This window comes from Novosphingobium sp. CF614, from assembly GCF_900113255.1.
Classification (GTDB): Bacteria; Pseudomonadota; Alphaproteobacteria; order Sphingomonadales; family Sphingomonadaceae; genus Novosphingobium.
In genome coordinates, this window is sequence record NZ_FOOR01000011.1 from 68541 (window position 1) to 82281 (window position 13741).

General features: G+C 66.9%; 13 protein-coding genes. 10 read left to right on the forward strand and 3 right to left on the reverse strand.

The features are described from left to right. Positions 1 to 14: 14 nt before the first annotated feature. Positions 15 to 713, reverse strand: a complete 699-nt coding sequence (locus BM052_RS13095) for a dienelactone hydrolase family protein (protein ID WP_091147586.1) — start codon at positions 711 to 713, stop codon at positions 15 to 17. Between the two features lie 103 nt (positions 714 to 816). Between BM052_RS13095 and BM052_RS13100 the strand changes: the two genes are divergently transcribed. The 6 genes from BM052_RS13100 to BM052_RS13125 all read left to right on the forward strand — a co-directional run bounded on the left by BM052_RS13100 (position 817) and on the right by BM052_RS13125 (position 6873). Further along, positions 817 to 1086 (forward strand): DUF6489 family protein, encoded by a 270-nt coding sequence (locus BM052_RS13100; protein ID WP_091147587.1) that lies wholly within the window; start codon positions 817 to 819, stop codon positions 1084 to 1086. Positions 1087 to 1124: 38 nt separating this feature from the next. Continuing rightward, positions 1125 to 2417, forward strand: a complete 1293-nt coding sequence (gene mnmE / locus BM052_RS13105) for a tRNA uridine-5-carboxymethylaminomethyl(34) synthesis GTPase MnmE (RefSeq protein WP_091147589.1) — start codon at positions 1125 to 1127, stop codon at positions 2415 to 2417. Positions 2418 to 2583: 166 nt separating this feature from the next. Next, positions 2584 to 4470, forward strand: a complete 1887-nt coding sequence (gene mnmG / locus BM052_RS13110) for a tRNA uridine-5-carboxymethylaminomethyl(34) synthesis enzyme MnmG (protein WP_091147591.1) — start codon at positions 2584 to 2586, stop codon at positions 4468 to 4470. After that, entirely contained in the window at positions 4467 to 5105 is a 639-nt protein-coding gene (gene rsmG, locus BM052_RS13115; RefSeq protein WP_177198469.1) for a 16S rRNA (guanine(527)-N(7))-methyltransferase RsmG, read from the forward strand. The genes mnmG and rsmG overlap by 4 nt, the downstream gene beginning before the upstream one ends. After that, on the forward strand, positions 5102 to 5878 hold the full coding sequence (locus BM052_RS13120; RefSeq protein WP_091147592.1) for a ParA family protein: 777 nt from the start codon (positions 5102 to 5104) through the stop codon (positions 5876 to 5878). Before rsmG ends, BM052_RS13120 begins: the two co-directional genes overlap by 4 nt. Next, positions 5875 to 6873, forward strand: a complete 999-nt coding sequence (locus BM052_RS13125; protein ID WP_091147594.1) for a ParB/RepB/Spo0J family partition protein — start codon at positions 5875 to 5877, stop codon at positions 6871 to 6873. The genes BM052_RS13120 and BM052_RS13125 overlap by 4 nt, the downstream gene beginning before the upstream one ends. 174 nt (positions 6874 to 7047) lie before the next feature. On the opposite strand, the gene BM052_RS13130 is transcribed toward BM052_RS13125, so the two are convergent. After that, positions 7048 to 8853, reverse strand: a complete 1806-nt coding sequence (locus BM052_RS13130; protein ID WP_091147596.1) for an AMP-dependent synthetase/ligase — start codon at positions 8851 to 8853, stop codon at positions 7048 to 7050. 188 nt (positions 8854 to 9041) lie between these two features. Further along, positions 9042 to 10088, reverse strand: a complete 1047-nt coding sequence (locus tag BM052_RS13135; protein ID WP_091147597.1) for a quinone-dependent dihydroorotate dehydrogenase — start codon at positions 10086 to 10088, stop codon at positions 9042 to 9044. A gap of 397 nt (positions 10089 to 10485) precedes the next feature. Here BM052_RS13135 and BM052_RS13140 point away from each other — a divergent pair, with 397 nt between their 5' ends. The 4 genes from BM052_RS13140 (at position 10486) to sufC (ending at position 13695) form a co-directional block, all read left to right on the forward strand. Further along, positions 10486 to 10893, forward strand: coding sequence for an SUF system Fe-S cluster assembly regulator (locus BM052_RS13140; protein ID WP_091147599.1), 408 nt, complete (start codon positions 10486 to 10488; stop codon positions 10891 to 10893). Beyond that, positions 10894 to 12408: a Fe-S cluster assembly protein SufB gene (gene sufB / locus BM052_RS13145; protein ID WP_091147600.1), complete on the forward strand. Its 1515-nt coding sequence runs from the start codon at positions 10894 to 10896 to the stop codon at positions 12406 to 12408. It abuts the gene before it with no gap. Between the two features lie 64 nt (positions 12409 to 12472). Next, the gene (locus tag BM052_RS13150) at positions 12473 to 12952 is read left to right on the forward strand and encodes an endonuclease domain-containing protein (RefSeq protein ID WP_091147602.1); all 480 of its coding nucleotides are present in this window, start codon (positions 12473 to 12475) and stop codon (positions 12950 to 12952) included. Positions 12953 to 12954: 2 nt separating this feature from the next. Beyond that, complete coding sequence (gene sufC, locus BM052_RS13155; protein WP_091147604.1) at positions 12955 to 13695, forward strand: Fe-S cluster assembly ATPase SufC; 741 nt, start codon at positions 12955 to 12957, stop codon at positions 13693 to 13695. Positions 13696 to 13741: the final 46 nt, after the last annotated feature.

The window sequence follows — 13741 nt, forward strand, 5'->3', positions numbered from 1 at the left end:
GATGCACTCCTGCTTCAGCCGAGGTGTTCGGCGAAGAACGCCTCGGTGCGGCTGTCCGCCAGGGCCGCGCCCGCCTCGTTGCGGCGCGAGCCGATTTCGGCGGCGAAGCCATGGTCCAGGCCTTCGTAGTCGTAAAGCGTCACGCGCGGATGATCGCCCAGGCCTTCGTGCATCGCTTTTTGCGCTTCGGGTTGCACGAAGCCGTCGGCGGTGGGGATGTGCAGCATCAGCGGGCGGGCGATCGCGTGCTTTTCATTGAGCATCTTGTCGATCGACACGCCGTAATAGCCGACCGAGGCATCGATATCGGTACGCGCGGCCGTCATGTAGGCGATGCGTCCGCCCATGCAGTAACCGACAAGGCCGACTTTGGCGACGCCCGCTTCCCGGCGAATCCAATGGATCACGGCTTCGATGTCGCGAATGCCCAGGTCGAAGTCGTGCTTCATCATGTAGCCCACGGCCTGCTGGAACTGCTCGGGCACGTCGGCATCCAGCTCGAGGCCCGGCTGCTGGCGCCAGAAACTGTCGGGGGCCACCGCGAGATAGCCTTTCGCGGCCCAGCCGTCCGCTTTCTTGCGGATGCCGGCGTCGACGCCGAAGATCTCCTGCTGAACGATGATCGCGCCGCGCGGCGTGCCCTCGGGCCGGGCGACGTAAGCCGGGATCATGCCGTCGCCGTCGAGCGTGGGAATTTCGGTGTTGGTGGACATGGGGCGTCTCTCCTGAATTGGCTGTTCCTGCCTAAGCTCTTGCAATGGACTTTGTGAAGCGCATGTGTCAGCTATGTCAAAGAATTCCAGCGGGAGGCCCGGTATGAAGGTCAATGTCGAGGTCGAATGCTCGCCGGAAGAGGCTCGGCGCTTTCTCGGCCTGCCGGACGTGACCAGGGCCAACGAGGTCTATGTCGACGCGCTGACCAACGCGATGCAGGGCGCCGGCAATTTCGACCAGTTGCAGGAATTGACCAGGCAGATCGCTCCGATGGGCGAATTCGGGCTCAAGCTCTTTCAGAAATTCCTCGAAAGCGGCGTGGCCATGGCGATGAGCGGTTCTTCGCCCGGCAAGCCCAAGAAGGGCGAATAGGGATCGGGAGGGCTTCCATCGGGGAAGCCCGGATCATCATGGCCGATACGATCTTCGCGCTTTCGAGCGGGTCTCCGCCCGCCGCCGTCGCCATCGTCCGGGTGAGCGGACTGCAAGCCGGCGCGGCGCTCGCGGCGTTGGCCGGCGGCTTGCCCCGGCCGCGCCTGGCGAGCTATCGAACCTTGCGTGTTCCACGTGGAACAATGCAGGATGAAGCGGTGCTCGACCGGGCGCTGGTGCTCTGGTTTCCCGGGCCGCGCACGGCAACCGGCGAGGACCTGGTGGAATTACACTTGCATGGGGGCAGGGCGGTGGTCGCAGCCGTCGAGGCGGCGCTTGCCGGCATGCCCGGGCTGCGCCGTGCGGGGCCCGGCGAATTCACCCGCCGCGCTTTCGCCCATGGCCGCATCGATCTTGCCGAGGCGGAGGGGTTGGCCGACCTGCTCTCGGCCGAAACCGAGTTGCAGCGCCGCGCCGCGATGGCGATGGCGGGCGGCGCCTTCTCCCGGCTGGTGGAAGGCTGGCGTGAGCGGGTCCTGGCGTCATCCGCCGCGGTCGAGGCGGTGCTCGATTTCGGCGACGAGGATGACGTTGCCCATCTCCCGCCCGATTTCGCCGCGCGGCTCGATGAGCTTGCCAGGGAGCTCCGGGAATGGCTCGCGCGCCCCCGCGCCGAAGCCTTGCGCGAGGGATTCCGTGTCGTGCTCGCCGGTCCGCCCAATGCCGGCAAGAGCACCCTGTTCAATGCCCTGGTCGAAGACGAGGCGGCGATCACCGCGCCGTTGGCCGGGACCACGCGCGACGTTCTCACCCGCGCGGTGGCGATTGAGGGCGTTCCATTCGTCTTTGCCGATACCGCCGGACTGCGCGATGAATCCGGCGACGAGATCGAAGTCATCGGCATCGCCCGCGCCCGCGCCGCGCTCGAACGGGCCGACCTCGTGCTTTGGCTGGGCGGGGAAGGGGCGGGTCCCGAAGGAAGCTGGGAAATCGCCGCCCAATGCGACCGCGAAGGAATTCCATCCAAGATAGGCCCGCGCCACCGCGTCTCGGCCGTGACCGGCGAAGGCCTCGACGGCCTGCGCCGCGACCTCGTCGAGAGCGCGGCGCGGGCACTGCCGAGGCCGGGCGACGCGGCGCTCAATCGCCGCCAGCACGCGCTGCTGGCCCAGGCCGAGGTGGCGCTGGGCGATGCCACACGTGAAAGCGACCCGCTGCTGACGGCCGAAGCCCTGCGCCTGGCCCGCGTCGCTTTCGATGCGCTGGTGGGGCGGGCGACCACCGAGGACATGCTCGATGCCCTGTTCGGGCGTTTTTGCATCGGCAAATGATGCTTGACCAAGGGGGGATGAACAGGGGGCAAGAGGGGTTCAAGAGGGGGCCGAGGTGACCCGAGCGCGAGGGTGAGCGCGGCCAAGATATGCCCCATTTCCGGTTCCACGTGGAACATGCGCTCGCGCTTTGACGCGAATCCCGCGCTCGGGTAAGGCGCGGCTCATGCGTTCGTTTGATGTGATCGTGATCGGCGGCGGCCATGCCGGCTGCGAAGCGGCGGGAGTGGCCGCGCGCATGGGTGCGTGCGTCGCGCTGGTCAGTTTCGATCTCGAGGCGATCGGTGCGATGAGCTGCAACCCGGCGATCGGCGGCCTTGGCAAGGGGCACCTCGTGCGCGAGGTCGATGCCTTCGACGGCCTGATTGCCCGCGCCGCCGATGCCGCGGCGATTCACTACCGCATGCTCAATCGCTCCAAGGGCAGCGCGGTTCAGGGCCCGCGCGTCCAGGCCGACCGCAAGCTGTTCAAGGCGGCGATCCACCGCTTGCTCAAGCAACAGGGCGACTTGACGCTGGTGGCCGGAGAAGCCGCCGCGCTCGTTCTCGAAGGGGGCAGGGCGACTGGCATCGATCTGGCTGACGGCACCCGCCTCGCCGCGCCGGCGGTGGTGCTGTGCACCGGCACCTTCCTGGGCGGCACCTTGTTTCGGGGCGAGGAGCGAATCGCCGGCGGGCGCATCGGAGAGGCTTCGGCGCGCAAGCTGGCGGCGCAGCTGCGTGATGCCGCGCTGCCGATGGCCCGGCTCAAGACGGGCACGCCGCCCCGGCTCGATGGCCGCACCATCGACTGGGCGCGGCTCGACGAGCAGCCCTCCGATGGCGAGGACTGGACGATGTCCGCCATGGGGTCGGCCATCGGGTCAGCCACGGCGTCGGCGCTCGGGAAGGGGAGGCGGACGAACCCGCAAGTGTTCTGCGCGATCACCCGCACCAATCCGCGCAGCCATGAGGTGATCCGGGCCAACCTCCATCGCTCGCCGCTGTTCTCCGGCGCGATCGGCGCGCGGGGGCCGCGCTACTGCCCCTCGATCGAGGACAAGATCCATCGCTTCGCCGATCGGGACGGGCACCAGATCTTTCTCGAGCCCGAAGGCCTCGACACGCACCTGGTCTATCCCAACGGGATCAGCACTTCGTTGCCCGCCGAAGTCCAGCTGGAGATGCTGCGCACGATGGAAGGGCTGGAGGCGGTCGAGATGGTCGTGCCGGGCTATGCCGTCGAGTACGATCACATCGATCCGCGCGCGCTGCGCCCCAGCCTGGAGCTGCGCGACATTCCCGGCCTCCATTGCGCCGGCCAGATCAACGGCACCACGGGCTATGAGGAGGCGGCGGCGCAGGGCCTCGTCGCGGGCCTGCACGCGGCGGCCACGGTGCTGGGACGCGAGGCGCCGGCGCTCGACCGGGCCAACAGCTACATGGCGGTGATGATCGACGACCTGACCCTGCACGGGGTCAGCGAGCCCTATCGCATGCTCACCGCGCGCGCCGAGTACCGGCTGCGGCTTCGCGCCAACAACGCGGCGACCCGCCTGACGCCGCTGGCGATGGCGGTGGGAGCAGCAGGCCCCGAGCGCCGCGCCTGGTTCGAGAACCGGGAAGCGGTGAGAGCGGACCTGGCCCGCGCGTTCGACAGCCCGGTCTCGGCGGCGGAACTGGCAAGCGCGGGCCTGCCGGTGCGCACCGATGTCGGGCGCCTCCCGATCCGGGAGTGGCTGCGCTTTGGCAGTGTCGATCTCCAGGGCCTGGCGCCCTGGCTCGATCCGGGCCTGCTCGTCGATGCGGACCTGGTGGCGGAGATGGTGGAAGATGCCGCCTATGCTCCGTACCTGGAACGACAGGAGCGCGAACTGCGCGACTTGCGGGCAAGCGAAGCCCTGCCGCTGGGCGATCACTTTCCCTACGAGGACATTCCCGGTCTCTCGCGCGAGATGGTGGAGCGATTGACCAGCGCGCGGCCGGCGACGCTGGCGGCGGCTGGCCGGATCCCCGGCATCACCCCGGCCGCGCTTGCCGCGCTGCTGGTCCACGCCCGCCGGGAGGCCGCTTGATTACCACCGAGGATGATGCGCGGGCCTGGCTGCGCGCGCTGCCCGAATGCGACGATGCGGCGATGGCGCGGCTGGAAATGTTGGCCGCGCTGCTGGCGCAGGAAAACCAGCGGCAGAACCTGGTTTCGGAGGCCAGCCTTGGCCAGGTCTGGCTGCGTCATATCGCGGACAGCGCCCAGCTGCTGCCGTTTGTTCCACGTGGAACAGGACCATGGATGGACCTTGGCACCGGCGCGGGATTTCCGGGCCTGGTGATCGCAGCCCTCAGGCCCGAGTGCGAGGTGCTGATGATCGAATCGCGCGCGCGGCGAATCGATTGGCTCGACCGAGCGCGAATCGCCATGGGCCTCGATCGGGCGCGCGTGGTCGGCCAGCGGCTCGAAATGGTGGAGTCTTGTCAGGCCGCCGTCATATCCGCCCGCGCATTCGCGCCTTTGACGCGCCTTCTGACGTTATCCGCGCGATTTTCCACAAGTGACACGATATGGCTGTTGCCCAAAGGGCAGTCGGCACAGCAAGAATTGCACGACCTTCGCGAGTGGCGGCATGTGTTCCACGTGGAACAGTCCCTGACGGACCCGCAGGCAGGCATCATTGTCGGCACGCTTGCCGGCAGGAAGGGTAAGGCCAAGTGATCCGGATTGCCATTGCCAACCAGAAAGGCGGCGTCGGGAAGACGACGACGGCGATCAACGTCGCCACCGCGCTTGCCGCTACGGGGTGGAAGACGCTGCTGATCGACCTCGATCCGCAAGGCAATGCCTCGACCGGGATCGGCGTCCCCGCGTCCGAACGTGGGAATTCGTCATACGATGTGCTGGTCGATCGCACGGCGATCAGCGAATGCGTCATGCCCACCAGCATTCCCGGGCTCGACCTGCTGCCCGCGACCGTCGACCTTTCCGGCGCGGAAGTTGAGCTGGTGAATGTAGACGACCGCGCGCACCGCCTGCGCGCCGCGCTGCGCGTCGACCTGGGCTATGACGTCTGCCTGGTCGATTGCCCGCCTTCGCTGGGCCTGCTCACGCTCAATGCGCTTACCGCCGCCGATACCCTGCTGGTGCCGCTCCAGTGCGAGTTCTTCGCGCTCGAGGGGCTCAGCCAGCTTCTCCAGACCGTCGAGCGGGTTCAGCAGCGCTTCAATCCCGATCTCGGCATCATCGGCATCGCGCTCACCATGTACGATCGGCGCAACCGGCTGACCGACCAGGTTTCGGACGACGTGCGATCGTGCCTGGGGCAGCTCGTGTTCGAAACCACGATACCGCGCAACGTCCGCCTGTCCGAAGCCCCGAGCCACGGCGTGCCGGCGCTGATCTACGATCACGCCTGTGCCGGCAGCCGCGCCTACATGGCGCTCGCGCGCGAACTCATCACCCGACTGCCCGAAAAGAGGAAAGCGGCATGAACGACGATTCGATTATCCGCATCAGCGTACCCCGGCCGCAGCCGCAACCGCAGCCCGAGTTACAACCGCAGTCGCAATCCTCGTCCAAGCAGAAGCCCAAGGGCCTGGGGCGCGGGCTTGGCGCGCTGCTGGGGGAATCTCGGCGGGAAGAGCCCGTGCCGGCTGCAGAGGGCAGGGGGCCGGCGCCGTCACGCTCGGGCGGGCTCGCCGTCCTGGCGATCGGCGATATCACGCCGCATCCCGATCAGCCGCGCCGGTTCTTCGATGAAGCCGCGCTCGATGAACTGGCCGCGTCGATCGCCCAGCGCGGGGTGATCCAGCCGATCATCGTGCGGCCCATGGACAATGGCCGTTACCAACTCGTCGCCGGCGAGCGTCGTTGGCGCGCCGCGCAGAAGGCGCGGCTGCACGAAATACCGGCATTGGTGCGCGAACTGTCCGAGCGCGAAGTCATGGCGCTGGCGCTGATCGAGAACTTGCAGCGCGAGGATCTCAATCCGATCGAGGAAGCGCGCGCCTACAACCGTCTCGCCGAATTCGAAGGCATGTCCCAGGCCGAGATCGCCCGCATGGTCGACAAGAGCCGCAGCCACGTCGCCAATTTCCAGCGGCTGCTGGCGCTGCCCGAAGGCGTGATCGAGCGCGTCGAGAAAGGCGAGCTGTCGATGGGCCATGCCCGGGCGTTGATCGGCTGCGACGATGCCGTCGATATCGCCGAGGCCGCGATCGCCCGGCAGATGTCGGTGCGCGAGATCGAGAAGCTGGTGCGCAAGAAGCAGCGCGGCGACGCCGCCCCGCGCCGCGCCCGATCGCCGCGCAACGCCTCCGCCGATGCGGACATCGCCGCGGTGCAGGGCCATCTCGAGGAATTCCTCGGCCTGCCGGTGAAGATCAACGCCGATACCGATCCCACGTCGGGCTCGGTGACGATCCGCTATGCCACGCTGGACCAGCTCGATCTGATCTGCCAGCGCCTGACGGGCGGCCCTATCTGATTGACATATATATAGAATTTCTAGATTTCAGCAATACTTGGTATAGCCTATTGCCAAGCCTCGCTCCGAGCGGCCAGGTATCATGCATGTCCGGGGCCCCGTATCGATCGGCGCGGAAATTCGTGAAGGGCTGAGCCGGAATGTCCGGACGGGATCCGGGATCGAGCGGTCGGATCACCCCTTGTACAGCGCATCCAGCCGGTCGCCGTAGCGTTCCCTGAGCTTGTGCCGGCGGATCTTGAGGCTCGGCGTCATTTCCTCGTTTTCGATTCCGAACGGTTCGTCGGCGAACGTGAACTGGCGGACCTTTTCGATCACCGAGAGATCAGTGTTGACGCGGTCGATCACGGTGCGGATCGCGGCGCGGAAGGCAGGGAGGGACTGCAGTTTCCTGAAATCGAAGGACTCGCCGTTGTCGCGCGCCCATTGCAGCGCCCAGTCGGCGTCGGGAACGACGAGGCCGACCACGTAGGGGCGGCGATCGCCCGAAACCATCGCCTGCGCGATTTCCGGTTGCAGCGTCAGCATCGATTCGACTTTCTGCGGCGAGACGTTGTCGCCCTTGTCGTTGACGATCATGTCCTTCTTGCGATCGGTGATGCAGATGCGGCCCTGGGCATCGAAATGGCCGATGTCCCCGGTATGCAGCCAGCCATGCTTCAGCACGTCGGCGGTCGCGGCCTCATTGTGCCAGTAACCGGCCATGACCAGTTCCCCGCGTACCAGGATCTCGCCGTCCGGGGCGATCCTGACCTCGACGCCGCGCAGCGGCGGGCCGACGGTGTCCATCTTTATGCCCGCCTTGGGCCGGTTGACCGAGATTACCGGGCCGGCCTCGGTCTGGCCGTAGCCTTGCAGCAGGGTGAGGCCCATCGCGTCGAAGAACACGCCGATCTCGGGATTGAGCGGCGCACCGCCCGAAACCAGGGCCTTGATGCGCCCGCCGAACCGCGCGCGCACCTTGGGCCGCAGGGTGTGCTCGACGAGCAGCTCGACCGCGCGGTCGGCGATGCGCCGCCGGCCGCATTCCCGGCGCCCCGCGCTTGCCATGGCCCACTCCATCAGCCGCCTTGGGACCGGGCCCTGCTTTTCGATCTGCTTCATGATTCGCGCGCGCAGCACCTCGAACAGGCGCGGGACCACGATCATGATGGTGGGGCGCACTTCCTCGATATTGGCGGCGAGCTTTTCGAGTCCCTCGGCATAGTAGATCTGGCCGCCCAGGCCGATCGGCAGGAACTGGCCGCCGGTATGCTCATAGGCGTGGCTGAGCGGCAGGAAGGACAGGAAAGTCTCGCCGGGTTGCCATCCGAAGTCCTCGGCAATGACCTCGGCGGCGCCGGCGACGTTCATCAGCAGCATGCCATGGTGCTGGCGCACGCCGCGTGGGGCGCCGCCGGTGCCACTGGTATAGATGATGCAGGCGAGATCCTTGCGGCCGATGGCGGCGAGCCGGGCGTCCACTTCGGCCCGCGCCTGGACCGGATCGCCTTCGAGCATCGCATCCCACCGATGGGTCTCGACGATGCCGCCTTGCGGCGGGGCGAGCGGTTCGATGGCGATCACGTGGCGGCACATGTCGGTCTGCACGATCGCCGGCAACAGCGCCTTGCCCAGCCTGGCATTGGAGACGATCGCGGCCCGGGCGCCGGAGTTCTCGATCACATGGGTGTGATCGCGGGTGGTGTTGGTGGTGTAGGCCGGCACCGTCACGCAGCCGGCGGCCATGATCGCAAGGTCCGCCAGGCACCATTCGGGGCGGTTTTCCGAGACGATCAGCACGCGGTCTCCCCCCTCCAGACCAAGCCGGCGCAGCGCGCCGGCCAGCAGGCAGACGCGGCGGGCGGCCTCGGCCCAGCTGAGCGAAACCCACCGACCGTCATGCTTGGCCCAGAGCATGGGCGCCTCGCCGAGCGCATCGGCCCGGGCAAGGAACAACGAGACGACGTTGGTGCTCCTGTCGAAATCCGCGAGGTCCATGACGACCTTGTGTCCTCCCGTTTGATTATAGACGAAATCGAGCGGGAATGCTCGTCATCGTTGGCCGTTGCCCGTTTGCGAGCCGCCCGCGGTGAACGGCCGGCCCGGACAACGCTCTACGCGGGCCTTGTGTTCGCGGCAACTCGGGCTTCGCCGGCCAGGGTGGAGCAGGCTTTGGGCACGATGCCCTATTCGGTTCCAACCGCTTCCGCGATCGAGGTGAAGCCATCGCGCTTCATCAGTTCGACCAGCCCCTTGCAGATGGCGCGGGCGATGCCCGGGCCCTGGTAGACCATGGCGCTGTAGAGCTGGATGAGGCTGGCCCCGGCCCGGATGCGCGCCCAGGCATCTTCCGCCGTGGCGATGCCGCCCACGCCCACCAGCGGGATCATGCCGCCGGTCGCCCGGCGAAAGTCGCGCAGGCGCCGATGGGCAAGCTCGCGCAGCGGCGCGCCGGACAGGCCGCCGGCCTCGCCCCCGTGCGGCGATGCGAGCTTCGGGCGGGAGATCGTGGTGTTGGAAACGATCAGCGCGCCCAGCTTCCCGTCGATCGCGATGCGCGCGATGGCGTCGATATCGGCCGGCTCGAGATCGGGCGCGACCTTGAGGAACACGGGAGGGCGATGGTCTTCGCCGCAGACCGAATCGCGCGCCGCGGCAACGGCATCGAGCAGGCCGGTCAGCGCCGATTCGTCCTGGAGTGCGCGCAGGCCCGGCGTGTTGGGGCTGGAGATGTTGACCGCGAGATAGCTGGCGAGCGGCGCCATCAGCCGGGTCATGATCGCATAGTCGGCAATCCGGTCAGCCGAATCCTTGTTGGCGCCGATATTGATGCCGACCACGCCCCGGCGCCCCGCACGTGCCTCGAGCCGGTAGACGGCGGCCTGCGCCCCGCCGTTGTTGAAGCCCATGCGATTGATTACCGCGCGGTCCTCGACGAGGCGAAACAGGCGCGGCCTGGGATTGCCGGCTTGCGGCAGCGGCGTGATCGAGCCGACTTCGACGAAACCGAAGCCGAGCGCCAGCACGGCATCGGGCACTTCGCCGTCCTTGTCGAATCCGGCGGCCAGGCCGACTGGATTGGGAAAGTCCAGTCCGGCCACCCGCGTCGCCAGGCAGGCCGGGGATGCGCGCGGGCGCATCGGCGCGGCCAGCTTCAGCGCGCCAAGGGCAAGGCCGTGGGCCTTCTCGGCCTCGATTCGGAACAGGGCGGGTCTGATGAGGGAATAGAGCACGGGGGCAGCGCATAACCCCGACGAGGGCGCTGCTCAAATGCTTCCTTGCGGGACAGTCCCGCCGCGCATCGGGGTAAAATCGGTTGCATCGCCTGGATCGGACAAGACATGTCGCAAATCTACAATGAATCGCCGGGACCGGGGCATACACGAAAGCCGCGACCCGAAGGGCTCGTAGCGGGATGCGCACGAGTTCTTTATTACCTTGATGGCGGTTTCCGGTTTCGACCGGAAACCGCCTTTTTTCTCCTATCGAGAACGCCTTCGCGGCGCGGAAGGTTCCTGCGGGCACCCGCACCTATTGACATACAGCCCCATTGAAACAGAAGCGGTGCTGCACTAGGTGAAATCGGAAAGAATCAATCCGATTTAGCTCACGGGTCCGGAAACCAGCATTATGCGCCTGTCCAGCATGGCCGATTATGCCGTCGTCATCATGTCCGCCGCCGCGCGGCATTGTGGCGGCGCGCGCGTCTCGGCCGGGCAACTGGCGATGGAAACCGGGCTTCCGGTGCCGACGGTGCAGAAGCTTGTGAGCAAGCTTGCCGCGGCGGGATTGATGCGTTCTTCGCGTGGCGTCGGGGGAGGGCTCAAGCTTGCCCGCCCGCCGGCCGCGATTTCGCTGGCGGATATCGTCGAGGCGGTGGAAGGGCCGATCGCGCTTACCGCCTGCCTGGACCAGGCGAAGAGCGACTGCACGCTGGAGGCCGGCTGCAACGTGCGCGGCCATTGGCCGGCGGTGAACGCGGCCCTGCGCGGGGCCCTGGCGCAAGTGGCGCTTACCCAGCTTGCCGAGGATATTTGAATGACCGAAGAAGCCCTCCCTGCCGCCCGCGCCGAGGCGCACGACGGAACCGTGCGCGATGCCGCCGCGCGCGCGGCGGTGGCGCGCGTGGCCGAGTACGAGCACGGCTGGGTTTCCGATATCGAGCAGGAGTTCGGCCCCAAGGGGCTGTCCGAGGATACCGTCCGCTTCATCTCGGCCAAGAAGGAAGAGCCCGAGTGGATGCTGGAATGGCGGCTCAAGGCCTACCGCCGCTGGCTGGAGATGACGCCGCCGGATTGGGCGAAGCTCTCGGTCCCGCCGATCGACTACCAGAATGCCTACTATTGGGCCGCGCCCAAGCTGAAGGACGGCCCGCGAAGCCTGGACGAGGTCGATCCCGAGATCCTGCGCGTCTACGAGAAGCTGGGCATTCCGCTGGAGGAGCAGAAAGTGCTCGCCGGTGTCGAGGGCGCGCGCAAGATCGCGGTCGACGCGGTGTTTGATTCGGTTTCGGTCGCCACCACCTTCCGCAAGGAGCTGGAACAGGCGGGGGTCATCTTCCGCTCGATCTCCGAGGCGATCCGCGAATATCCCGAAATGGTCCGGAAGTGGCTGGGTAAAGTGGTGCCGCAGCACGACAACTACTTCGCGGCGCTCAACTGCGCGGTCTTTTCGGACGGCACGTTCGTCTACGTGCCCGAAGGCGTGCGCTGCCCGATGGAGCTTTCCACCTATTTCCGCATCAACGCGGAGAACACCGGCCAGTTCGAGCGGACGCTGATCGTCGCCGCCAAGGGCAGCTACGTCTCCTACCTGGAAGGCTGCACCGCCCCCCAGCGCGACGAGAACCAGCTCCACGCCGCCGTGGTCGAGCTGGTCGCGATGGAGGACGCGGAGATCAAGTATTCCACCGTGCAGAACTGGTATCCCGGCGATGCGCAGGGGAAGGGCGGGATCTACAACTTCGTCACCAAGCGGGGGCTGTGCCAGGGCGCGCGTTCGAAGATTTCCTGGACCCAGGTCGAAACCGGCTCGGCGATCACCTGGAAGTATCCGAGCTGCGTCCTCAACGGCGAGGATTCGGTTGGCGAGTTCTATTCGGTCGCGGTCACCAACAACCACCAGCAGGCCGATACCGGCACCAAGATGATCCACAACGGACGCGGCAGCCGTTCGACCATCATCTCCAAGGGGATCAGCGCGGGCAAGTCGAACAATACCTATCGCGGCCTGGTGCGCGTGGCCCCAGGTGCCGAGGGCGTGCGCAACTTCACCCAGTGCGATTCGCTGCTGCTCGGCAAGGAGTGCGGCGCGCACACCGTTCCCTATATTGAAGTGCGGAACCCCAGCGCCCAGATCGAGCACGAGGCGACCACCAGCAAGATCAGCGACGACCAGCTGTTCTACGCCATGCAGCGCGGGCTCGACACCGAGCAGGCCGTGGCGCTGATCGTCAACGGCTTCGCCAAGGAAGTGCTGCAGCAGCTGCCGATGGAATTCGCGGTAGAGGCGCAGAAGCTGCTGGGGATTTCGCTGGAAGGGAGCGTGGGATGATGCATTCCGGCTCATCTCTTCTCCCCCGTCGTCCTGAACCTGTCCATTGTGAAGGAATCCCCGCATGACCGCCGCCCGCAAGACCCTGGGCGTCAGCCACGCCGCCGCGCCGAAGGCGGACGCCACCGCCGGTTTCGCCCTCACCGGCGCGCGTCTCGAACGCCTGAAGGAACGCGCGCGCGAGCAGCGGCGCCACCCGACCGAGGCACAGAAGGCGCTCTGGACCGAGATGTCCGGCTCGAAGCTCGGCGGGGTGAAGTTCACCCGCCAGGCGGTGGTGGGTTCCTCGGTGGTCGATTTCGCCTGTCCTTCGCGCTGGATCGTCGTCTCGCTGAGCACCGAGGACGGCAACGCCGACGTCGATGCCTTGCAGGACAGGAAACTGACGGACGTGGGCATACGCGTCCTGCGCTTTGCCGAAAGCGAAGTGCTGACCGGCATCGACGGCGTGGTCAGGGAGATCAACGCCGAACTGAACAAGCCGTTCTCACGGCCCAGGATTCGCAAGCAGACCGCCCTCAGGATCGAGGGCGTCGAAGGATGAGCATGCTCGAAATCTCCAACCTCCACGCCACCGTTGTCGACAAGCCGATACTCAAGGGCCTCTCGCTCACTATCAACGCGGGTGAGGTCCATGCGATCATGGGCCCCAACGGTGCGGGCAAGTCGACGCTGGGTTACACGCTGGGCGGCCGGCCGGGCTATGAAGTGACCGGTGGATCGGTGGATTTTCTCGGCCATGACCTGCTCGCCCTCGAACCGCACGAGCGCGCTGCCGCCGGCCTGTTCCTCGGCTTCCAGTATCCGGTCGAGATTCCCGGCGTGTCCTTCGTCCAGTTCCTGCGCGAGGCGGCCAATGCGCAGCGCAAGGGGCGCGGGCAAGAGCCGCTGTCCGGCGGCGAGTTCCTCAAGCTGGCGCGGGAGAAGGCGGGGCTGCTGCGCATGGACATGGACATGCTCAAGCGTCCGGTGAACGTCGGCTTCTCGGGCGGCGAGAAGAAGCGCGCCGAGATGGTGCAGATGGGCATTCTCGATCCCAAGCTGGCGATCCTCGACGAGACCGATTCGGGCCTCGACATCGACGCGCTGCGCATCTGCGGCGAGGGTATCAACGCGATCATGCGCGCGCCGGACAAGGCGGTGCTGTTGATTACGCACTACCAGCGCCTGCTCGACTACGTGAAGCCGGACTTCGTGCACGTCCTTGCGGGCGGGCGCATCGTCAAGTCCGGTGGGCCGGAGCTGGCGCTGGCGCTGGAGGAACAGGGCTACGAGGCGGTGGCGTGATGCCGAGCGAACTTGTCTTCCGCCATAAGGAAAGGTGGCAGCGCGC